The sequence below is a fragment of the Variovorax sp. FW301-JW7 genome, assembly GCF_058788795.1.
The window spans coordinates 315,333-336,951 of the sequence record NZ_JBYTBC010000004.1 but is presented as its reverse complement, the minus strand read 5'-3'; the positions used below and the strand labels follow the sequence as shown (position 1 = coordinate 336,951).

Sequence of the window (21,619 nt, the reverse complement as noted above, 5' to 3'; positions counted from 1 at the left end):
AATCGGGGGTCTTTCCCCTGATTTGCCCGAAGTAGCCCCCCAATGAACGCCGTCTGGATCGACGATACGCCCGAAGCCGGTGCGCCCTCCAACTCGCTGAAGATCGAACGCGAGACGCACAAGCTCGAAAAGCGCCTGTGCCGCCAGGTCGGCCAGGCCATCGTCGACTACAACATGATCGAAGAAGGCGACAAGGTCATGGTGTGCGTCTCGGGCGGCAAGGACAGCTACGCGCTGCTCGACATCCTGCTCAAGATGAAGGCGCGCGCGCCCATCCATTTCGACATCGTCGCGGTCAACCTCGACCAGAAGCAGCCCGGCTTCCCCGAAGAGGTGCTGCCCAAGTACCTGAGCGAGCTCGGCGTGGACTTCCACATCGAGAACCAGGACACCTACAGCATCGTCAAGCGCGTCATTCCCGAGGGCAAGACCACCTGCGGCCTGTGCAGCCGGCTGCGCCGCGGCATCCTGTACCGCGTGGCCGACGAGCTGGGCGCCACCAAGGTCGCGCTGGGCCACCACCGCGACGACATGCTGCAGACCTTCTTCCTCAACATGTTCTTCGGCGGCAAGCTCAAGAGCATGCCGCCCAAGCTGGTGAGCGACGACGGCAAGCACATCGTGATCCGTCCGCTGGCCTACGTGGCCGAAAAAGACACGGTGCGCTGGGCGCAGCACCGCGAGTTCCCGATCATTCCCTGCACGCTGTGCGGCAGCCAGGAGAACCTGCAGCGCAAGCAGGTCGGCGAGATGCTGCGCGAATGGGACAAGAAGTACCCTGGCCGCGTGGAAAACATGTTCACCGCGCTGCAGAACGTCGTGCCTTCGCACCTGCTGGATGGAACGCTGCACGACTTCCAGGGTCTGAAGGCGACGGGCGTGGCCGACGAGAACGGCGACAAGGCCTTCGACACGCCCGCTTTCGACCTGCTCTCCCAGGCACCCTCCGCCCTGCGCATCGTCCAGGGCTGACTCGGGCAACCCAGGGGACTTTGAGGGCCACAGGCCCGGAGACCCTTATGTATCGTGCGTTTTCAGCTCTATTTTTGGTAGCAACCCTGAGCGGCTGCGCCACCTCCTGGGTGGTCGACAGCAACGTCAAGAGCTTTGCCACGCCGGGCACGACCGTGCCACCCGGCGCCACCTACCGCTTCGAGCGCCTGCCTTCGCAGCAGGCCGACACGGCGCGCCAGGAAGGCCTGGAGGCCATGGCCGCGGCCGCGCTCGACAAGGTCGGCCTGCGCCGCGACGACACAAGGCCGCAGTACACGGCGCAGATCGGCGCGCGCGTCACGGCGGCGCTGTCGCCCTGGGCCGATCCGTGGCTGTACGGCCCCGGCCCCTGGGGCTACGGCTATGGCGGCTACTACGGCCACCGCTGGTATGGCAGCGGCTGGTACGGCGGCCCGATGTTCACGCCGCCGGCCAACCCCTGGTACCAGCGCGAAGTGAGCCTCGTGCTGCGCGAGGCGGGCGGCAGCCACCGCGTGGTGTACGAGACCCGCGCGCGCAACGACGGCCCCTACAGCTCCAGCGCGGCGATCCTGCCGGTGATGTTCGGGGCCGCGCTGCAGGGCTTTCCGAACCCGCCGCCGGGCGAGCGCCGCGTGAACATCGAGCTCACGCCGGCTGCCAAGAAATGACGCACTTCTAGAATTCGGACGGATGGAAGCCAATCTCACCCGCCTGATCGCCGTGCGCCACGGCGAAACCGCCTGGAACGTCGACACCCGCATCCAGGGCCACCTCGACATCGGCCTCAATGCCACCGGCCTCTGGCAGGCGCAACGCGCCGGACAGGCGCTGGCCGACGAGCCGATCGCGGCGGTCTACGCCAGCGACCTCTCGCGCGCCTGGCAGACCGCCCAGGCCATCGCCGAGCCCCACGGCCTCGACGTGCAACCCGACCTGGGCCTGCGTGAGCGCGCCTTCGGCCGCTTCGAGGGCATGAGCTTCGCCGAGATCGAGGCCACGCTGCCCGAGGACGCGCGCCGCTGGCGTGAGCGCGACCCCGAGTTCGAGCCCGAAGGCGGCGGCGAGAGCCTGCTGACCTTTCGCGACCGCGTGACAGGCACCGCCTCGGCCATCGCCGCGCGCCACCCGGGCCAGCTGGTGGTGCTGGTGGCCCACGGCGGCGTGATGGACGTGCTCTACCGCGCCGCCACGCGCCAGGAGCTGCAGGCGCCGCGCACCTGGCAGCTCGGCAACGCGGCCATCAACCGCATGCTGTGGACGCCCGAGGGCTTCAGCCTCGTCGGCTGGAGCGACATCGCGCACCTGGCGACGGACACGCCGCTGGACGAGACCACGACCTAGCACGATGGGCCGCTTGCCTTTCTCCGCCTCGGGCAAGACGCTCCCATGAAAAGAACGAATCCCACGCCCTCGGCCTACGCCAGCTGGGACGCCTCCCAGTCGCTGTCCGCGCCGTGGATCGACGCCACGCAACTGGGAAGCTTCGTCACCCTGGAAGCCGGCGACACCATTGCGCGCGAAGGCGAACGGCACGACTACTTCTATCTCTTGCGATCGGGCTTCGTGCATTCCACGATCCACCGAAGCAACGGCGCGGAGTTCCTGCTCGAGATCTTCGGACCGGGTGCGATCTTCGGCGAAGGCCCGGCGTTTGCCGACAGCCCCCGGCCCACGACGACCCGGGCGGTCGCGCCGGCCGTTCTCAGCCGCTACCGCCCGGCGGATGTCGCGCAGCAGTTCTCGGCGCTTCCCGAGCTCGCGACCTCGTTGATCCAGCTGCTCGGATTCAAGAACCACATGATCGTCGCCAAGCTGGCCGGGGTGGCCTCGGCGGCGCCCAAGGAGCGCGTCATCGACTTGCTGCTGCGGGTGGCGCGCCCGCCGTCGACGCAGGCATCGCACACGCTCACCGTCGATCTGACGCACGAGCAGATCGGCGCCATGACTGCCTTGAGCCGCGTCACCGTCACGCGTGCGCTGAATGCACTGGCGGAACAGGGACTCATTGAAACGCGGGCCCGGCAGGTCACCATCCCGGATGCGCCGGCCTTGCGTTGTTTCCGTGATGCAACACCGTAAGGAAAAAGCCCACGTCCTGTATCGCTGGATACCGGCAACACCCTCTCCCCCTCGCAATCATTCATCCCGTCACACACATGGGAAGAGCAGCGGCGGAGGGAATGGAGAGAGCCGTTGAGGAGAGAGGCCGGAGCGCCTTCAATGGGCGATGGCCCGGGTGTGGCGTTTCGCAGGACTGCAGAAGTCCTTTCTGGCCGGGTGGCCCACGCTCATGGCCATCCGGCATCTTTTGAATCGCCGTCAGGCGTGCGAGGCGGCGTGACCGCCAGCAGCCGCCGCCTCGGCCTTCGCCTCGCCCGGCAACTCCACCATCGGCCCGCTGCCGCTGTAGCGGTCGAGCGCCAGGTAGATCGCGGGCGTGATGTACAGCGTGATCACCTGCGAGAAGATCAGCCCGCCCACCACCGCCACGCCCAGCGGCTGGCGCAGCTCGGCGCCGGCGCCCAGACCGAGCGCGAGCGGCAGCGCGCCCATCAGCGCGGCCAGCGTGGTCATGAGAATCGGACGGAAGCGCAGCCGGCAGGCCTCGCGGATCGCGTCGACCGGCTGCATGCCCTCGGTGCGCTGCGCGTCGAGCGCGAAGTCGATCATCATGATCGCGTTCTTCTTCACGATACCGATCAGCAGCAGGATGCCGATGGTCGCGATCAGCGTGAGGTCGAAGCCGAAGATCTTCAGCGAGAGCAACGCCCCCACCGCCGCCGAGGGCAGGCCCGCCAGGATGGTGATCGGGTGAATGTAGCTCTCGTACAGCACGCCCAGCAGCACGTAGATGACCAGCACCGCCAGCACCAGCAGCACCGCCTGGCTCGACTGCGAACTCTGGAACACCGCCGCGTCGCCACCGTAGGTCGTGATGATCGACTGCGGCATCTTCAGCTCTTCCTTGAAGCGGTCGATCTTCGCGGTCGCGTTGCCCAGCGGCACGTCGGGGCCGAGGTTGAACGACACCGTCACCGCCTGCAGCTGCCCCTGGTGGTTGACCGAGGTCGGCCCCACGGTGCGCTTGACGGTCGAGAAGGCCGACAGCGGCACCAGCTTGCCGGTGGTGCTGCGCACCGACAGGCGCGCCACGTCTTCCTCGAACTGGCGGTCGCTGTCGGCCGCCGAGAGGATCACCTGGTAGGTGTTGCTGGCGCCGTAGATGCTGCCGATCTGGCGGTCGCCGTAGGCGTTGTACAGCGCGGTGCGCAAGTCGCCCACGGCCACGCCGAGCACGCCGGCCTTGTCGCGGTCGATCTCGAGCGTGGCCTGCAGGCCGCGGTTCTGCGAATCGCTGGTCACGTCGCGGAAGTCGGGATCGGCGCGCATGCGCTCCATGAGCTTCGTCGACCACGGCACCATCTCGCCGGCATTGACGCTCTGCAGCGTGTACTGGAAGCGCGCCTTGCTCTGGCGCCCGCCCAGGCGCAGGTTCTGCACCGGCTGCATGTAGACGGCAATGCCCGGGATCTCGCGGAAGCGCTGGCGCAGCGACTCGAGCACCTTGGCCATCTTGGGGCGCTCACTGCGCGGCTTGAGCACCGCGAACAGCCGGCCCGAGTTCTGCGTGGCGGTCGGGCCGCCCACGCCGACGAAGGAGCTCACGTAGTCCACGCTCGGATCGGCCTTGAGCGCGGCGGCCACGCGGTCCTGCAGGGCCTTCATGGCGGTGAACGAAATGTCTTCCGCCGCCTCGGTGGTGATCTGGATCTGGCCGATGTCTTCCTCGGGAAAGAAGCCCTTGGGAATGCTGACGAAGAGCCACGCCGTGACGACGAAGGTCAGGCCCGCCATCGCCAGCATCAGCGCGCGGTGCCCGAGCGTCCAGTCGAGCGTGCGCATGTAGCCGCCGTGCACGGCGCGGTAGCCGCGCTCGAAGGCACGGCCGATCGCCGTGCCGGGCTCGGGGTGCTCTTCTTCGTGATCGAGTGCGCCTTCCTTGCGCGGCACGTGCTTGAGCAGCCGGCTCGCGAGCATGGGCACGAGCGTGAGCGACACCACGGCCGACACCAGCACGGCCAGCGCCACCACCACGGCGAACTCGTGGAACAGGAGGCCGATCACGCCGGGCATGAAGAAGATCGGGATGAACACGGCCACCAGCGAGATCGAGATCGACACGATGGTGAAGCCCACCTCGCGCGCGCCGCGCAGCGCGGCAGCCATGGGCTCCATGCCCTTCTCGACGTAGCGCATGATGTTCTCGAGCACCACGATGGCGTCGTCCACCACCAGGCCCACGGCCAGCGTGATGCCCAGCAGCGAGACGTTGTCCAGGCTGTAGCCGAAGGCATACAGCAGCGCCACGGCGCCGATCAGCGAGATCGGAATGGTGGCTGCCGGAATCAGCGTGGCCACCAGCCGGTGCAGGAACAAAAAGATCACCAGCACCACCAGCGCGATGGTGCCCAGCAGCGTGAGCTGCACGTCGTGCACCGCCTCGCGGATGGAGATCGAGCGATCGTTGACCATCTGGATCTCGACCGACTGCGGCAGCTCGGCCTTGAAGCGCGGGATGAGCGCGCGCACCGCGTCCACCACCTGCACGGTGTTGGCATTGGGCTGGCGCTGCACGGCCAGCGAAATCGAGTCTTGCCCGTTGAAGCTGCTGCCGGTCTTGACCGACTCGAAGCTGTCTTCGAGCGTGGCCACTTCGTCCAGTCGCACCGGCGCACCGTTGCGCTGCGCGATGATGAGCTTGGCGAAGTCGGCCGCCTTCATGAGCTGGCGGTTGGCCTGGATGGTGAGCGTCTGGCGCGGGCCGTCGAGCGTGCCGACCGGCGTGTTGGCGTTGGCCGAGTTCACGGCCTTGGCCAGCTCGTCGAGCGTGATGTTGCGCGCGTTGAGCAGGTCGGCGTTGGCCTTGATGCGTACCGCGAAGGCCTTGCGCCCGTACACGCCCACCTGCGCCACGCCGTCGATGGTCGAGAGCGTGGGCGAAATGAGGTTCTCGGCGTAGTCGTTGAGCTCCGACGGGTTCATCGACGGCGAGATCAGCGCGATGAACAGCACCGGCGCGTCGGCCGGGTTCACCTTGCGGTATGAAGGCAGCTGTGTCAGCTCCTGCGGCAGCTGGCGCTGGGCGCGCAGCAGCGCGGCCTGCACGTCGACGGCGGCGGCGTCGATGTCGCGGCTGCTGACGAATTCAAGCGTGAGCGAGGTCACGCCCTGGGTGTTCACCGAGCTGATGGTCTGCAGGCCGGGGATGGTCGAGAACTGCTTTTCGAGCGGCAGCGCGACCGAACTCGCCATGGTGTCCGGGCTGGCGCCCGGCAGCTGCGCGTTGACGTTGATGACCGGCGTGTTGTAGCTCGGCAGCGCCGCAACCGGGATGCTGAAGTACGCAAAGATGCCGATGACCACGACGGCCGCCGACAGCAGCACCGTCATCGCCGGACGGCGGATGCAGAGCTCTGAAATGTTCATGCGCGTTCCCGCACCGGCTTGATGTCCGACGAAGCCGCGCTGCCGGGCGTGACGCCCGTGGTGCCGTTGGCGGGCGCGCCGCCGGGTCCGGCCGGCGCCTTGGCGTCGACGCGCACCTTGCCGCCCGGGCGCACGTTCTGGCTGCCCTCAATCACCACCTGCTCGCCGGGCGTCACGCCGCTCACCGCGACCTTGGTGCCGAAGGTGTGGAGCACCTTGACCTGGCGGCGGGCCGCGTTGCGTTCGGCATCGACCACGTACAGCGAGGTGCCGTCGGACAGCATCATGAGCGCCGCGGCCGGCACCACCGTGACGCCGTCGAGCATGCGCACGGTGATGCGCGTGTTGACGAACTGGCCGGGCCACAGGCTCTGGTCGGCGTTGGCGAACACCGCCTTGGCGCGCACGGTGCCGATCTGCGGATCGACCGTGTTGTCGACGAAATCGAGCGTACCGAAGAGCGGCTCGCGGCGGCCGGTGACCAGCGCCTCCACCTTGGCGCGCGTGCGCGACGCGGCCAGCAGGTCCTGCAGGTTGCCTTCGGGCACGGGGAAGCTCACGGCGATCGGGTCGAGCTGGGTGATGGTGACCAGCGACAGCGTGGGCTGCACCAGCGTGCCCGGGTAGATGTTCACGGCGCCGATGCGCCCCGCGATGGGCGCGCGCAGCGTGGCGTAGCCCAGCGCCACCTGCGCCGACTGCACGGCCGCGCGGTCGGCTGCGACGGCGGCGCGCTGCGCCTGGAGCTGCGACAGCGTGGCGTCGGCCGCGCTCTTGGCAATGAAGTTCTGTGCCACCAGGTCCTGGCTGCGCTTGTACTGGCGCTCCAGGTCGGCCATGGTGGCCTCGTCCTTCTGCTGCTGGGCCCGGGCGCGCGCGAGGTTGGCCTGGTCGTTGCGGTCGTCGAGCGTGAAGAGCAACTGCCCTGCCTTCACGAACTGGCCTTCCTTGACGTGCACCGCGCTCACGGTGTTGGTGACCTGCGGGCGCAGGTCGACGCTGTTGAGCGAGACCACGCTGCCGTTGACCTGCACCGTCACCGGCACGTCCTGCTTCTCGGCCGTGGCCAGCGTGACCAGCGCGGCGGGAGGCCCGGCATTCGCGGACTTGGCGTCTTTCGTGTCTTTCGTGACGGGCCGATCGCCCGACATGCGCCACCAGCCGCCCGCGACGGCTACGATCAACACGCCCGCGAGGGCGAAGGCGGCAGTTTTCTTCATGGGTTCTTGTGCACTTTGGGCTGACAGCAGCTATTGGAGCAGTGGCCGGCGCACAGTGTTCACGGGCGCCGTAAAGAAATGTAAAGCAGGCCGACGCAAAGCCCCCGCACCACCCGCTGCACCCGGTATGAGGGAAAACACCCCCTCGCTAAAATCGCCGGTCCACAGCCTCTGGATATACCCCATGAACCGCTGCAAGACACCCACGAAAACGCTCACTTCCCTCGCTATCTGCGCCGCCCTTGCCGGCGCCGCCGGTCTTTTCTCCCTCCAGGCCAGCGCCCAGGACGAGGTGCCCCGTCCGCAGACCCAGAACGAGTCGCTCAACGGCGGGCGCAACTTCCCCATCGGCACGCTGCGCGGCAAGTTCATGGTGACCAGCGCCCCCGACGTCGAGCTCGACGGTCGGGCCGACCGCCTGGGCGCCGGCGCGCGCATCCGCAGCCCGCAGAACATGCTGGTGATGCCCGGCGCCATCGTCGGCCAGAAGTACCTCGTGAACTACACGCGCGACGCCGCCGGGCTGCTGCGCGAAGTCTGGATCCTGACGCCCGACGAGGCCCTGGCCAGCCGCGAATCGCTGAACAAGCCGTTCCTGAACATCTGGCCGTTCGTCTCGAACGACACGCTGAACACGCAGTAACGCGGCCGGGCCGCAAGCAAGCAAAAATCCGCGGGCGCCACGCGCGCCCCGCAGCCCTTCCTCTTTGCGAAGGGCACAGAGAGCTCCCCCATGAAAAAAGTATTCATCAAGACCTTCGGCTGCCAGATGAACGAGTACGACTCGGACAAGATGGCCGACGTGCTCCACGCCGCTCAGGGCTACGAGCCCACGCAGAACGTGGACGAGGCCGACCTCATCCTGTTCAACACCTGCTCGGTGCGCGAGAAGGCGCAGGAGAAGGTGTTCTCCGACCTCGGCCGCGTGAAGCACCTGAAGGCCAAGGGCGTGAAGATCGGCGTGGGCGGTTGCGTGGCGAGCCAGGAAGGTCAGGCCATCATCGCCCGCGCACCGTATGTCGACATCGTGTTCGGCCCGCAGACGCTGCACCGCCTGCCCGAGATGCTGAACGACCGCGAGCGCCTGGACCGCCCGCAGGTGGACATCAGCTTCCCCGAGATCGAGAAGTTCGACCACCTGCCGCCCGCGCGCGTGGAAGGCGCCACGGCCTTCGTGTCGATCATGGAAGGCTGCTCCAAGTACTGCAGCTACTGCGTGGTGCCCTACACCCGCGGCGAGGAAGTGAACCGCCCCCTGGACGACGTGCTGGTCGAGATCGCCGGCCTGGCCGACCAGGGCGTGCGCGAGATCACGCTGCTGGGCCAGAACGTGAACGCCTACCGCGGCCGCATGGGCGACACGGCCGAAATCGCCGATTTCGCGCTGCTCATCGAATACGTCGCCGAGATCCCCGGCATCGAGCGCATCCGCTACACCACCAGCCACCCGAACGAGTTCACGCCGCGGCTCATCGAGGCCTATGCCAAGGTGCCGCAGCTCGTCTCGCACCTGCACCTGCCGGTGCAGCACGGCAGCGACCGCATCCTGATGGCGATGAAGCGCGGCTACACCGCCATGGAATACAAGAGCACGGTGCGCAAGCTGCGCGCCATCCGCCCCGACCTGGCCCTGTCCAGCGACTTCATCGTCGGCTTCCCCGGCGAGACCGATGCCGACTTCGACAAGATGATGAAGCTCATCGACGACTGCCAGTTCGACAACAGCTTCAGCTTCATCTTCAGCCCGCGCCCCGGCACGCCAGCCGCCGCGCTGCAGGACGACACGCCGCACGAGGTGAAGCTGGCACGCCTGCAGACGCTGCAGCGCGTGATCGACGGCAACGTGCGCCGCTTCGGCGATGCGCTGGTAGGCAGCACGCAGCGCGTGCTGGTCGAGGGCGCCTCGCGCAAGGACGCGAACGAACTCATGGGCCGCACCGCCTGCAACCGCGTCGTCAACTTCGAAGGCGACGCCCGCCTCGTGGGCCAGATGGCCGACCTGCGCATCACCCGCTCGCTGGCCTACACGCTGCGCGGCGAAGTGGTCACGCGCGAATCGGCCCTGGCTGCTGCCGCCACGGCGCTCGCCCACTGATGGCGAAGCGACCGTCCGTCCGGGGCTCGTTCCAGCAGCTCCTGCTGTTCGCCTTCTTGCTGATCACCGCGCTGCTGGTGGGCGTGGCGCTGCGCTCGGTGCTGCAGTACGACGCGCTCGTCACGCAAAGCCGCGACGCCGCCGCGCGCGCGCTGCGCCTGTCGGGCGCTTCGCAGTCGCTGGCCGAACGCAGCGCGGCCATGGAACGCGCGGGACGCCAGTCGCTGGTGCTCAACGACGCCGTGCTGCGCCGCCGCTTCGACGAGGCGGCGCGCGAGGCGCACCAGGTGCTCGAACGCCTGGAACGCAACGGCCTGCCGGCCGCCGGCATCGACATGTGGCGCAGCCAGCTCGGCGTGATCGAAGGGCTGCTCGGCGGCAGCCCCGACAGCGCCCTGGCGCGCGAAAGCACGATGGCGATGCAGTTTCGCGAACTCGACGCCCTGAACACCAACATCGCCCAGCAGGCGCAGTTCCTGATCGAAACGCAGAACGACGCGCTGGCCAAGCGCATCGAGAACGCACGCCGCCGGCTGATGCGCGAGGTGGTGGCCGCCAGCGTGCTGGCCGTGCTGCTGGCGCTGGCCTTCGGCATCTGGCTGGCGCGCCCCTTCAAGCGGCTCGAGAACGCCATCGTCGGCCTGGGCCAGAACCGGCTCGACGAGCCGATCGACATCCGCGGCCCGGCCGACGTGCGGCGCGTGTCGCAGCAGCTCGAATGGCTGCGCCTGCGCCTGACCGAGCTCGACGCCGACAAGGCGCGCTTTCTGCGCCACGTGTCGCACGAGCTGAAGACACCGCTGGCGGCGCTGCGCGAGGGCGTGTCGCTGCTCGAAGACGGCGTGACCGGCCCGCTGAACCCGGCGCAGCTCGAAGTGGCGCAGATCCTGCAGCAGAACACCGTGTCGCTGCAGAACCAGATCGAGGCGCTGCTGCGCTTCAACGCCGCCGCCTTCGAGGCCCGCGAGCTGCGCCGCGAGCGCACCGAGCTGCTGCCGCTGATCGAAGAGCAGATCGAGGCCCAGCGCCTGCAGTGGCAGGCGCACGGCCTGCGCGTGCGCGCCGAGGGCGAGCCGATCACGCTCACGGTCGACCGCACCAAGCTCGGCACCGCCATCGCCAACCTGCTGTCGAACGCGATCCGCTTCTCGGCCGCGGGCGGCGTGATCACGCTGGCCGTGTCGGGCACGCCGGAAGCGGTGCACATCGACGTGTGCGACGCCGGCCCCGGAATTGCCGTGGGCGACCGCGACCGCATCTTCGAACCCTTCTTCCGCGGCGAGCGCCAGCCCGAGCACACGGTGAAAGGCACCGGCATCGGACTTTCCATCGTGCAGGAGTACATTGCAGCCCATGGGGGCCGCATCGCCCTGCTGCCGGACGGCCCCGGTGCACGCTTTCGCATCGAACTGCCGCGCACGACCTGACCCCGGACACCCCCTTCAACACCGCCCCGCGCTTTTTCGACCCATGTTCCTTTCGTTCGTCCGCAGATCCACCTTCGCCGGGGCCATGGCCGTGCCATGCGCCCTGTTGCTGGCAGCCTGCGCCTCCCAGCCCAAGCCACCGGCCGAAGCCGACGCGCTGCCGCCGCCCGTGGCCGCGCCGCGCGTGGTGCCGGTCGAGGCCGAGCCCCGCGCGCCGGCCACGCAGCCGGCGTCGCTCTTCACGCAGCTCACGCAGGGGCCCCTCGCGACCATGCTGGCCTACGCCGACAAGGTGCGCCCGCTGGGCGGCGCCGACCTGAGCGCCGAAATTGCGCGCGTCAGCGAACAGGGCGAGACGCCCGCGGCGCAGATGCAGCTCGCGCTCCTGCTCGCGCAGACCCGCGTGCCGGCCGACCTGGCGCGCGCGCTGGGCCTGCTGCAGCGCGTGATCGCCAACCCCGCGCCCGAGGCACAGCCGCTGCATCCGCTCGCACGGGCGCTGGCCGCACGCTATGTCGAGCAGCGCCGCGTCGAGGACGACCGCGACAAGCAGGTGCAGCAGCTGCGCGACAGCCAGCGCCGCATCGACCAGCTCAACGACCGCATCGAGGCGCTGCGCGCCATCGAGCGCAGCTTCGCCCGGCCGAACACGCCGGCCCCCACGCCATCCAACGGAAGCCGAACGAATCCATGAGTACCACTGGTGCCCGCCTCCTCGTGGTCGATGACGACCCGGACATGCTGCGGCTGCTCTCGATGCGGCTGGTGTCGGCGGGCTACCAGGTCACGGCCGTCACTTCGGCCGAGACCGCGCTCACGCAGCTCGAGATCGAGCACCCGCAGCTGGTGCTCAGCGACGTGCGCCTGCCCGGGCGCGACGGCCTGCAGCTGTTCGACGAGATCCGCAAGCGCCACCCGACGCTGCCGGTGATCCTGCTGACCGCGCACGGCACCATTCCCGACGCGGTCGAAGCCACGGCGCGCGGCGTGTTCACCTACCTCACCAAGCCCTACGACGCGCGCGAGCTGCTCGAGAAGATCGCGCAGGCATTGGCGCTCGGCGCGCCGACCACCACGCCGAGCAAGACCGGCGACGACAGCTGGCGCTCGGAAATCGTGAGCCGCAGCAACCGCATGGCCGAGCTGCTGGCCGAGGCGCGCATGGTCGCCAAGTCGGACGCGTCCGTGCTGCTGCGCGGCGACTCCGGCGCCGGCAAGGAACTGCTGGCGCGCGCCATCCACAAGGCCAGCGCGCGCGCCGACAAGCCCTTCGTGGCGGTCAATTGCGGCGCCATTCCCGAGGCGCTGCTCGAATCCGAGCTGTTCGGCCACATGAAGGGCGCCTTCACCGACGCCCACGCCAACCACAAGGGCCTGTTCCAGCAGGCCGACGGCGGCACGCTGCTGCTCGACGAAATCGGGGACATGCCGCCCGCGCTGCAAGTCAAGCTGCTGCGCGTGCTGCAGGAGCGCGCGGTGCGCCCGCTGGGCGCGAGCCAGTCGATCGAGGTCGACGTGCGCATCGTCTCGGCCACCCACCGCGACCTGGACGCCGCGATGGAAGCCGGCCAGTTCCGCGAAGACCTCTATTACCGCCTGAACGTGGTGACGCTCACGCTGCCGCCGCTGTCGGCGCGGCGCGAGGACATTCCGCTGCTGGCCAACCACTTCCTGCAGAAGCTGTCGACCAAGTACGGCAAGCGGCTGTCGGGCTTCGCGCCCGAGGCGCTGAAGGCGCTCACCACCGCCGCGTGGCCGGGCAACGTGCGCCAGCTCTACAACGTGGTGGAGCAGGTCTGCGCGCTGTCGGGCTCGCCGCTGATCCCGCTGGCGCTGGTGCAGCGCGCGCTGCGCGTGCCCAGCGTGGAGGTGCTCACCTACGCCGAGGCCAAGCAGCGTTTCGAGCGCGACTACCTCGTCGGCCTGCTCAAGCTGACCGACGGCAACGTGGCCGACGCCGCCCGCCTGGCCGACCGCAACCGCACCGAGTTCTACCGCCTGCTGCAGAAGCACGAGCTCACGCCGGGCAACTTCAAGGCCGACGTTGTCGCTCCCGGTGGCGACCCTGTCGCCGAGTAGCGACAGGCCTAAGTCGTTGATTTGAAAGGCTGTTTCCCGAGGACCTCCCCGGCTTGTCGGGATTCGGCGACAAAAACGGGGGGTTCGGGGGCCCGGCGGGCCCCTCCCCCACGGAAAACGGTTCCGAGTCACGCCAAGTCGTTGATTTGAAAGCGTTTTTCCAGGCTGGCACAGGGTTTGCCCCTGTACTGGCATGACAGCACTTACCAGCCCATCTTTCGCACTGCGTCCGCAGCGCGACGGCCTGCGTCAAAAGCAGTTTTCCTCCTCGCGGCCCCGTGCCGCGGGCCATTCGCTGACCGCGCTCTCCGGCGTCGGCGGCGCCGCCACGGACTGCGTCTTCAAGCGCCTTCCGGCCATTGGCGACACCCCCCTGGACAAGCAACGTTGGTGAATGAAACGATGAAGCCGAACGACTTCTCCCACCTCAACGTCCTCGCCGAATCCGATTTCGCGCACCGCAGCGCGCTGCGCGAAGAACGCCACCCCAACGCCGTCACCGCACCGCCGCTGAACCGCGGTTCCATGGCACCGCGCCCCTGGCGTGGTTTCTGGAACAGCCTGGGCACCGCCATGCTCGTGCGCCTGGGCGCCGGCCGCAACGCCGACAGTGCCCCCGCCGCCAAGCAGGCCGCCCCGGCCCCGCAGGCCTGGGAACGCGCCGCCGGCCAGCGCCGCCTCGCCTTCATGCTGCTCACGCTGCTGAGCACCGTGATCGCGTCGTCGCTGTTCGCCAGCGTGCAACCCGACTACGACAACGTCTGGCTCGAATACGGCCAGATCGGCCTGTACGGCCTGCTCTCGGGCTGGGTCGTCACCGGCTTCGTGACTGCGCTCATGGGCTTCTATGTCTCCGTGCGCGGTGACAAGCACGCCCTCTCGGCAAAACAGGTGGCCCACCACCCGATGAACCCCGAGGCCCGCACCGCGATCATCATGCCGATCTGCAACGAGGACGTGGCCACCGTGTTCGCCGGCCTGCGCGCCACCTGCGAATCGGTCGCCTCCACCGGCCACGCCAGGCAGTTCGACGTGTTCGTGCTGTCCGACAGCTACAACCCCGAGACCGCCGCCGCCGAGCGCGCCGCCTGGGAAGACCTGCGCGCCGCGCTGGCCGAAAGCCCGAACCAGCCGCAGGTCGAGGTGTACTACCGCCTGCGCACCCGCCGCACGCACCGCAAGGCCGGCAACGTCGCCGACTTCTGCCGCCGCTGGGGCAAGGACTACCGCTACATGGTCGTGCTCGACGCCGACTCGGTGATGAGCGGCGACTGCCTGGCCTCGATGGTCAAGCTGATGGAAGCCAACCCCACCGCCGGCATCATCCAGACCGCGACGCAGGCCATCGGCCACGTCACGCTGCACGCCCGCGCCCAGCAGTTCGCTTCGCGCGTGACGGGTCGCCTGTTCACGCTGGGCATGCAGTTCTGGCAGCTCGGCGAGTCGCACTACTGGGGCCACAACGCGATCATCCGCGTCGAAGCCTTCATGAAGCACTGCGCGCTGGCCCCGATCAAGGGCACCGGCGGCATGTCGGGCGGCATCATGTCGCACGACTTCGTCGAAGCCGCGCTGATGCGCCGTGCCGGTTACCACGTGTGGCTGGTGTCCGACCTGGTCGGCAGCTACGAACAGCAACCGCCGGACCTGCTGGCCGAGCTGCAACGCGACCGCCGCTGGTGCCAGGGCAACCTGCAGAACGCCCGCCTGATGGCCGAGCCCGGCATCCACCCGGTGCACCGCGCGATGTTCGTGACCGGCACCATGGCGTACGTCTCGGCCCCGCTGTGGCTCGCGTTCCTGACGCTGGGCACCGCCCTGTGGCTGAGCGGCTCGAGCCTCGTGTCGAGCTGGAACGTGCTGCCTGCCGAACTGGCCGGCCTGTGGGTCTGGACCCTGTGCCTGCTGTTCCTGCCGCGCGTGCTGGGCATCGCCGCCGTGCTGATGCGCGGCGAGCAACGCCAGTACGGCGGTGTGTGGGGCCTGGTGAAGAGCTCGGTGCTCGAAGCCGGCCTGGCCATCGTGCAAGCCCCGGTGCGCATGCTGGCCCACTCGCTGTTCGTGCTGGTCGCCCTCACCGGCATCAAGCTCGACTGGAAGTCGCCCCCGCGTGAAGCCGCTGCCGTGCCGTGGAAGGTCGCTGCCTCGCAGCTGGCCCCCATGACGCTGGTGATCGCCATGCTGGCCGTCGGCGTCGCCATGATCGACCCGAGCGCGCTGATCTGGCTCATGCCCGTCGGCCTGCCGCTGCTGCTGGCGATTCCGCTGACCGTGCTGACCAGCCAGATCGCGCTGGGCACCACGCTGCGCGACCGCGGCTTCCTGCTGATTCCCGAGGAATCGCGCTCGCCCGCCGTGCTGCGCCGCGCCTGGATGCATGCACTGCGCCTGGCGCGCCCGGCGGCACTGGCCACGGCCTGATGCGCTGAAGACACAGCCCTCCAAAAAGCCGGCCTCAGGGTCGGCTTTTTTCATGGCGCACGGCCTTATCTAGCTGATGCAAAAATCCAATTAAATCAACAGCTTAAAGGATCTGGCAATGTTGATTCGACGCAACGTGGAGAGGCTTAAGCCATCCGCGTTGGTCTGCTGCTGGCTTGCTCGAAGCGCCCTCGTAGGCGTCGCTAATTCAAGCCTGACGCTTGGCATAAGGTTCGATCCCCATCCCGACTAAATTAGCTGAACATTGATCCACGTTTTTCATTTCAATTGATCCATCCAATGCCTTCATTCGTGGGGCGAAAAGCTCGAATGCAGGGTCAAGCGATCATGAAAAATTGGACACTTTTTGGCTCAAAATTGGATGAAAAACACGCCCCGTGTTGATTGCCGCCGAAAATTGACCCAGCTAACGCAGTAATTTCCGTCTAAGACTGACCCACGTAAAACCCTACCCTGCTCATTTTTAAAGCAGGGGATCCTAGGAGTGATAGACGTGGCGACATTGAGTGTCATCAGACGCTGGGCCCTGCGTGAGCAGATGTCCATTCGCGAGATTGCAAGGCGTACAGGCCTGTCTCGCAACACCGTAAAGAAGTACCTGCGAGCCGGCGATGAAGAGCCGCGCTACGCCAAGCGGGCGAGTTCAAGCAAGCTCGATCCCTATGCCGAGAAGCTCGCGACCTGGCTCGCGATCGAGGCAACCAAATCGCGCAAACAGCGGCGCAATCTGCGGCAGATCCACACAGACTTGGTCGCGTTAGGCTTCGAAGGCTCCTACGGCCGCGTGGCAGCCTTCTGCCGGAAATGGCAGGCCGCTCGGCAGGAGGCGCAACGTATTGCAGGCCGCGGCACGTTCGTGCCGCTGGTTTTTGGTCCCGGCGAGGCATTCCAGTTCGACTGGAGCGAGGATTGGGCCGTGATCGCAGGCGAGCGCACCAAGCTGCAGGTCGCGCATTTGAAGCTCAGCCACAGCCGAGCATTCACCGTGCGTGCCTACCTTCTGCAGACCCACGAAATGCTGTTCGACGCTCACAACCATGCCTTCCGCGTGCTGGGCGGCGTGCCCAAGCGTGGGATCTACGACAACATGAAGACGGCTGTGGACAAGGTCCGAACCGGCAAGGATCGGGACGTCAACGTCCGATTTAGTGCGATGGTGAGCCACTACCTCTTTGAGGCCGAGTTCTGCAACCCGGCGTCAGGCTGGGAGAAGGGCCAGATCGAAAAGAATGTGCGTGATGCCCGTCATCGCCTCTGGCAGCCCGTTCCTGCATTCCCGACACTGGCCGAGCTCAACGATTGGCTCGAGGTCCGGTGCAAGGCGCTGTGGAAGGAGATTGCCCACGGCCAATTGCCGGGCACTGTCGCTGATATCTGGGCTCAGGAAAAACCCTTCCTGATGCCTCCGCCGCCTGCGTTTGACGGCTTCGTGGAGCACACCAAACGTGTATCCCCGACCTGCTTGATTACCTTCGACCGGACGCGCTACAGCGTCCCCGCATCGTTTGCCAATCGGCCGGTCAGCCTGCGGGTGTACGCCGACCGATTGGTGGTGGCAGCCGAAGGCCAGGTGATATGCGAGCACAACAGGATCGTCGATCGACGGCACGACGTGACTGGCCAGACCATCTACGACTGGCGCCACTACCTGGCCGTCCTGCAGAGGAAACCCGGTGCACTCAGAAACGGCGCACCGTTTGCAGAGCTACCGACGCCGTTCAAACGACTGCAGGTGATGCTGCTGAAGAAGCCCGGGGGTGATCGAGAGATGGTGGAAGTTCTGGCGCTAGTGCTGCATCACGACGAGCACATGGTCCTGGCCGCGGTTGAGGCAGCATTGGAGGCTGGCGTGGGGACCAAGACGCACGTCCTGAACATCCTGCATCGCCTGGTCGACGGAAAGTCTGCTGTTCCTGACGTGGTTGCACCACAAGCGCTCAAGCTCTCCACGGAGCCGCAAGCGAACGTACTGCGCTACGACTCACTGCGGGTAGCGCAACCTGACAAGGGGGCGCGCCATGGCACCTGATTCGACCACGATCGCGATCGTCAGCCTCTTGAAGAGGCTCAAGATGCACGGCATGGCCCACGCGGTGTCGGAGCTTGGCGACCAGGGCGTCCCGGCCTTCGAAGCGGCCCAGCCGATCCTATCGAAGCTGCTCAAGGCTGAAACGGCAGAACGTGAAGTACGTTCACTGGCCTACCAGATGAAGCTGGCCAAGTTCCCTGCGTATCGGGATCTGGTTGGATTCGACTTTGGGCACAGCGAAGTGAACGAAGCCACGGTGCGGCAACTGCACAGATGCGAATTCCTCGATCAGGCCCACAACGTAGTTCTCGTTGGTGGACCTGGAACAGGAAAGACTCACTTGGCCACCGCTATCGGGGTGCAGGCCATCGAACACCACCGTCACCGGGTCCGGTTCCTCTCGACCATTGAACTGGTCAACGCTCTGGAAGTGGAGAAATCCAACGGGCATACAGGTCAGATTGCCAACAAGCTCCTGCATGTGGACCTGGTGATCCTGGATGAACTAGGTTACCTACCCTTCAGCGAGTCTGGAGGTGCGCTCCTGTTCCACCTGCTCTCCAAGCTCTACGAGAGAACCAGCGTCGTGATTACCACCAACCTGAGCTTCGGGGAGTGGGCCAGCGTCTTCGGTGATGCGAAGATGACGACTGCATTGCTGGATCGCTTGACGCACCGATGCCACATCCTGGAGACCGGAAACGACAGCTTCCGGTTCAAAACCAGTTCCGCAAAGCCTCAACCTAAAAAGGAGAACACCAAGCACTTATCCACACCGTGAAGCCTTCAGGCTCACAAAGCGGGTGGGTCAGTATTCGACGGAAATCTAGGGTCAGAGATTGGCGGAATCCAACAAATGGTCGATCACGATGGTGGCGCGGCTACTGGCAAGGTCATCACCGGCCAAGTGAATTGATATTTGATCAGCGCGCGCATCCAAATCCTAAGACTGATCGAGGATGAGGGACCAGCTGCCTGTTGTACTCCCTGTTGCCCCGAGGTGATGCCGCTGAACTCGGCCTTCATTGCATAGCACCTTGAGCCGAGTGCGAACCCGGATGTTCATCGCTGCCGTTCCATACTGCTCTAGATCGACTCCGATTTCGCTGGCCAGGAATTGTGCAATCTCTTCAGTGTGAACCGCTCTTCCGTTTGCTTCTCTTAGGCAGCGAATGATCACCTTGGTCATTTGCCCATGAGGCACAAGTCGCTTGCTCCTCGGCTGAACGCCCACGATACCCGCCGCATCAACTTTCACTTCGTGAAAGGGGATCACGGCATCGATCGCTGCAAGCTCCCTCTCGACTACCTCCACTTGCTGCGTGAGTTTGCTTTGATGTTTCAGGAGCTGGTCTAGGCGTCCCTGATGAACTGCGCGCGTCCTGATCAACCACGCCATCGAGGAAGGGGTACGACGAAGGTTCGTATAGTCGCGATTTTTTGGCATCCCTCAAGGGTTTCACTTTCCCTGAGAGAGGTCTTGTGCAACAGCTAGATCAGGCCGATGGCGCATCGCTAGAATCGCGCCTTCGTTTTTTCATCCACCCACGGATCCCTTCGATCCCCTGGAGCGCCAAGTGCCCCGATTCGCCGTCATCACCCTCTGACGCCGACAACACCACTCGCTGGTCATGTCGGGCGCCAAGCTGCGTTCCCACACTGAACAGGCACGGCCCGCTGCGGCCGCCGAGTCGATCCCTCTTCCAGCTTCGCTCCCGCACGTTGTCGGTCTTTCCTGATTTGCATCTGGAGAACCAACGTGTTTCCCCCTTCTTCCCTTTCTCTTTCGTCGATCCCGCTGCTCAAGTACCCACGTACGGCGCACCTGGAAGGCTCGCGGCTGCAGGCCGGCGATACCGACGACGGCCAGACGCCGTTGTCCGCGCTGCACGGCCAGCATGTGGTCATCGAGGAAAAACTCGATGGCGCGAATGCCGCCGTGTCGTTCACCTCGGCAGGCGAATTGCTGCTGCAATCGCGCGGCCATTACCTCGCAGGCGGCGCCGGCGAGCGGCAGTTCAACCTGTTCAAGCACTGGGCCGCCGCCCATGAAGCGGCGCTGCTCGAACGGCTCGAAGACCGCTACGTGATGTACGGCGAGTGGTGCTTTGCCAAGCACAGCTGCTGGTACGACCGGCTGCCGGCCTTCTTCCTGGAGTTCGACCTCTACGACCGGCAGGCGCAGTGCTTCCTGTCGACCGCCGCGCGGCATGCGCTGCTGGCCGAGGGGCCGGTGCTGTCGGTGCCTGTGCTGTACGAGGGCGAGATGCCGCGCAGCGCGAAGGCATTGCGCGCGCTGGTGCAGCCGTCGCTGGCGCGCAGTGCCGACTGGAAACCGGCCTTCGAGCATGCGGTGGCGCACGAAGGCCAGCCGCTCGACCTCGTGCGCCAGCAGACCGACCTGTCCGACCTCGCCGAGGGCCTGTACCTCAAGACCGAATCCGGCAAGCAGGTGACGGGCCGCTACAAGTGGGTGCGACCGGACTTCGTCCAGACCATCCTCGACTCGGGCTCGCACCACAGCCGCCGGCCGGTGCTGCCCAACCAGCTGGCGCCGGGCGTGGACCTCTACGCGCCGACACCGCAAGTGAACTGGCACGACCTGGGGCTGCGCACGCTGCGCGATCCGGCCGAACTGGCAACCAACGCAAGGAGGCCACGATGACTTACGACGATCTGCGGGCACTGGTCCCCGCGCCCGCCCAAGGCTGCGACTGGGCCCGATGCTGCGACCTGCTGCCGGCCCTGCTGCGCCTCGAAGAGACGCCGCAGGACCCGTACTACCACGCCGAAGGCAACGTCGGCCTCCACACGCGCATGGTGCTCGACGCGCTCCTGGCCGACGCGCACTACCAGCGCGCCGACGCCGACGGCCGCTTCGTGCTGTTCATGGCCTGCCTGCTGCACGACATCGCCAAGCCCGACACCACCGTGATCGACGAGGCCAGCGGCCGCATCGGCCAGCCCGGCCATTCGCGCCGGGGCTCGGTCGACGTGCGCGTGCTGATGTGGAAGGCCCGCGTGCCCTTCGCGTTGCGCGAGGCCGTGTGCCGGATCATCGCCGTGCACCAGGTGCCGTTCCACGCCTTCGCCTCGCGCAAGGGCGTACGGCCCGAGTGGCTGGTGCACAAGCTTTCGTGGGAGCTGAGCCTGCCCGACCTGTGCTGCGTGGCGCGCTGCGACATGCGGGGGCGCCACTACGAAAAGCGCGCCGACAGCCTGGCCGACATCGCGCTCTTCGAGCAGCTGACACAGGAAGAAGGCTGCTGGGAAGGTCCGCGCCAGATGGCCGACGCGCACACGCGCCTGGCCTACTTCCGCGGCGCCGACACCAGCCCCGACTACCCGCTGTTCCAGACGGCAGGCTCGCAGGTCACGGTGATGTGCGGCCTGCCCGCGAGCGGCAAGAACCACTGGGTGGCGCAGCACCGCAAGGGCTGGCCGGTGGTTTCCTTCGACGACGCGCGCGCCGAGCTGGGCCTCAAGCACGGCGAGAACGATGGGCTCGCCGCGCACCACGCGGTCGACCAGGCGAAGGCGCTGCTGCGCAAGCAGGAGCATTTCGTCTGGAACGCCACGCACCTGAGCCAGCAGATGCGCACCAAGACGCTGGACCTGCTCTGGGCGTACCACGCGCAGACCGAGCTCGTGTACCTGGAGGTGCCGCATGCCGAGCTGATGCGCCGCAACCGCGCGCGCGACACGACGCTGTCGAACGCAGGCATCGAGCGGATGCTGCATCGCTGGGAGCTGCCCGCGCCCGTCGAAGCGCATGCCACGGTCTACGACGTGCAGACCTGAAAACGACGAAGCCCGCCGGGGCATCCCCCGGCGAGCTTCTGTCCATGTGTCTATATATATGTGT

Annotated in this window: 17 protein-coding genes; 15 read left to right on the top strand and 2 right to left on the bottom strand. The window is 66.8% G+C overall.

The genetic code is table 11. From position 1 onward, the window contains the following. Positions 1–42 precede the first annotated feature (42 nt). The 4 genes from ttcA to AC3WQM_RS13410 all read left to right on the top strand — a co-directional run bounded on the left by ttcA (position 43) and on the right by AC3WQM_RS13410 (position 3,054). Complete coding sequence (gene ttcA, locus AC3WQM_RS13425) at positions 43–972, top strand: tRNA 2-thiocytidine(32) synthetase TtcA (RefSeq protein ID WP_487848062.1); 930 nt, start codon at positions 43–45, stop codon at positions 970–972. Between the two features lie 74 nt (positions 973–1,046). After that, complete coding sequence (locus AC3WQM_RS13420; RefSeq protein ID WP_492679313.1) at positions 1,047–1,643, top strand: DUF4136 domain-containing protein; 597 nt, start codon at positions 1,047–1,049, stop codon at positions 1,641–1,643. Positions 1,644–1,665: 22 nt separating this feature from the next. Then, entirely contained in the window at positions 1,666–2,316 is a 651-nt protein-coding gene (locus tag AC3WQM_RS13415; RefSeq protein WP_492679311.1) for a histidine phosphatase family protein, read from the top strand. A 45-nt stretch (positions 2,317–2,361) separates the two neighbouring features. Next, the gene (locus AC3WQM_RS13410; protein ID WP_492679309.1) at positions 2,362–3,054 is read left to right on the top strand and encodes a Crp/Fnr family transcriptional regulator; all 693 of its coding nucleotides are present in this window, start codon (positions 2,362–2,364) and stop codon (positions 3,052–3,054) included. Positions 3,055–3,294: 240 nt separating this feature from the next. On the opposite strand, the gene AC3WQM_RS13405 is transcribed toward AC3WQM_RS13410, so the two are convergent. Together AC3WQM_RS13405 and AC3WQM_RS13400 are read right to left on the bottom strand one after the other, a co-directional pair. Then, the gene (locus AC3WQM_RS13405; protein WP_492679307.1) at positions 3,295–6,462 is read right to left on the bottom strand and encodes an efflux RND transporter permease subunit; all 3,168 of its coding nucleotides are present in this window, start codon (positions 6,460–6,462) and stop codon (positions 3,295–3,297) included. Further along, complete coding sequence (locus AC3WQM_RS13400) at positions 6,459–7,613, bottom strand: efflux RND transporter periplasmic adaptor subunit (protein WP_489059462.1); 1,155 nt, start codon at positions 7,611–7,613, stop codon at positions 6,459–6,461. The genes AC3WQM_RS13405 and AC3WQM_RS13400 overlap by 4 nt, the downstream gene beginning before the upstream one ends. 253 nt (positions 7,614–7,866) lie before the next feature. On the opposite strand from AC3WQM_RS13400, the gene AC3WQM_RS13395 reads away from it, so the two are divergent. The 11 genes from AC3WQM_RS13395 to AC3WQM_RS13345 all read left to right on the top strand — a co-directional run bounded on the left by AC3WQM_RS13395 (position 7,867) and on the right by AC3WQM_RS13345 (position 21,555). Next, positions 7,867–8,325, top strand: a complete 459-nt coding sequence (locus AC3WQM_RS13395; RefSeq protein WP_492679305.1) for a hypothetical protein — start codon at positions 7,867–7,869, stop codon at positions 8,323–8,325. Between the two features lie 90 nt (positions 8,326–8,415). After that, positions 8,416–9,777: a tRNA (N6-isopentenyl adenosine(37)-C2)-methylthiotransferase MiaB gene (miaB, locus tag AC3WQM_RS13390; RefSeq protein WP_492679303.1), complete on the top strand. Its 1,362-nt coding sequence runs from the start codon at positions 8,416–8,418 to the stop codon at positions 9,775–9,777. Beyond that, positions 9,777–11,204 carry a sensor histidine kinase gene (locus AC3WQM_RS13385; RefSeq protein WP_489059267.1) on the top strand — a complete coding sequence of 476 codons (1,428 nt, stop codon included), beginning with the start codon at positions 9,777–9,779 and terminating at the stop codon, positions 11,202–11,204. Before miaB ends, AC3WQM_RS13385 begins: the two co-directional genes overlap by 1 nt. A gap of 85 nt (positions 11,205–11,289) precedes the next feature. Then, on the top strand, positions 11,290–11,898 hold the full coding sequence (locus AC3WQM_RS13380) for a hypothetical protein (protein ID WP_492679301.1): 609 nt from the start codon (positions 11,290–11,292) through the stop codon (positions 11,896–11,898). Further along, on the top strand, positions 11,895–13,283 hold the full coding sequence (locus AC3WQM_RS13375) for a sigma 54-interacting transcriptional regulator (RefSeq protein WP_095948204.1): 1,389 nt from the start codon (positions 11,895–11,897) through the stop codon (positions 13,281–13,283). The genes AC3WQM_RS13380 and AC3WQM_RS13375 overlap by 4 nt, the downstream gene beginning before the upstream one ends. Positions 13,284–13,685: 402 nt before the next feature. Next, positions 13,686–15,704 carry a glucans biosynthesis glucosyltransferase MdoH gene (mdoH, locus tag AC3WQM_RS13370; protein WP_492679299.1) on the top strand — a complete coding sequence of 673 codons (2,019 nt, stop codon included), beginning with the start codon at positions 13,686–13,688 and terminating at the stop codon, positions 15,702–15,704. Between the two features lie 505 nt (positions 15,705–16,209). Beyond that, positions 16,210–17,754: an IS21 family transposase gene (istA, locus tag AC3WQM_RS13365; RefSeq protein ID WP_492679297.1), complete on the top strand. Its 1,545-nt coding sequence runs from the start codon at positions 16,210–16,212 to the stop codon at positions 17,752–17,754. Further along, complete coding sequence (istB, locus tag AC3WQM_RS13360) at positions 17,744–18,535, top strand: IS21-like element helper ATPase IstB (protein WP_492679295.1); 792 nt, start codon at positions 17,744–17,746, stop codon at positions 18,533–18,535. The genes istA and istB overlap by 11 nt, the downstream gene beginning before the upstream one ends. Positions 18,536–18,949: 414 nt before the next feature. After that, positions 18,950–19,111 (top strand): hypothetical protein, encoded by a 162-nt coding sequence (locus AC3WQM_RS13355; RefSeq protein WP_492679293.1) that lies wholly within the window; start codon positions 18,950–18,952, stop codon positions 19,109–19,111. A gap of 402 nt (positions 19,112–19,513) precedes the next feature. Continuing rightward, complete coding sequence (locus AC3WQM_RS13350; protein WP_492679291.1) at positions 19,514–20,419, top strand: RNA ligase family protein; 906 nt, start codon at positions 19,514–19,516, stop codon at positions 20,417–20,419. After that, positions 20,416–21,555, top strand: coding sequence for an AAA family ATPase (locus AC3WQM_RS13345; RefSeq protein ID WP_492679289.1), 1,140 nt, complete (start codon positions 20,416–20,418; stop codon positions 21,553–21,555). Before AC3WQM_RS13350 ends, AC3WQM_RS13345 begins: the two co-directional genes overlap by 4 nt. Positions 21,556–21,619: the final 64 nt, after the last annotated feature.

Bases quoted from the DNA above. Each gene is read 5' to 3' on its own strand.
- ttcA (WP_487848062.1), top strand. From the start codon at position 43: ATGAACGCCGTCTGGATCGACGATACGCCCGAAGCCGGTGCGCCCTCC.
- AC3WQM_RS13415 (WP_492679311.1), top strand. From the start codon at position 1,666: ATGGAAGCCAATCTCACCCGCCTGATCGCCGTGCGCCACGGCGAAACC.
- AC3WQM_RS13410 (WP_492679309.1), top strand. From the start codon at position 2,362: ATGAAAAGAACGAATCCCACGCCCTCGGCCTACGCCAGCTGGGACGCC.
- AC3WQM_RS13405 (WP_492679307.1), bottom strand. From the start codon at position 6,462: ATGAACATTTCAGAGCTCTGCATCCGCCGTCCGGCGATGACGGTGCTG.
- AC3WQM_RS13400 (WP_489059462.1), bottom strand. From the start codon at position 7,613: ATGTCGGGCGATCGGCCCGTCACGAAAGACACGAAAGACGCCAAGTCC.
- AC3WQM_RS13395 (WP_492679305.1), top strand. From the start codon at position 7,867: ATGAACCGCTGCAAGACACCCACGAAAACGCTCACTTCCCTCGCTATC.
- miaB (WP_492679303.1), top strand. From the start codon at position 8,416: ATGAAAAAAGTATTCATCAAGACCTTCGGCTGCCAGATGAACGAGTAC.
- AC3WQM_RS13385 (WP_489059267.1), top strand. From the start codon at position 9,777: ATGGCGAAGCGACCGTCCGTCCGGGGCTCGTTCCAGCAGCTCCTGCTG.
- AC3WQM_RS13380 (WP_492679301.1), top strand. From the start codon at position 11,290: ATGGCCGTGCCATGCGCCCTGTTGCTGGCAGCCTGCGCCTCCCAGCCC.
- AC3WQM_RS13375 (WP_095948204.1), top strand. From the start codon at position 11,895: ATGAGTACCACTGGTGCCCGCCTCCTCGTGGTCGATGACGACCCGGAC.
- mdoH (WP_492679299.1), top strand. From the start codon at position 13,686: ATGAAGCCGAACGACTTCTCCCACCTCAACGTCCTCGCCGAATCCGAT.
- istB (WP_492679295.1), top strand. From the start codon at position 17,744: ATGGCACCTGATTCGACCACGATCGCGATCGTCAGCCTCTTGAAGAGG.
- AC3WQM_RS13355 (WP_492679293.1), top strand. From the start codon at position 18,950: ATGAGGCACAAGTCGCTTGCTCCTCGGCTGAACGCCCACGATACCCGC.
- AC3WQM_RS13345 (WP_492679289.1), top strand. From the start codon at position 20,416: ATGACTTACGACGATCTGCGGGCACTGGTCCCCGCGCCCGCCCAAGGC.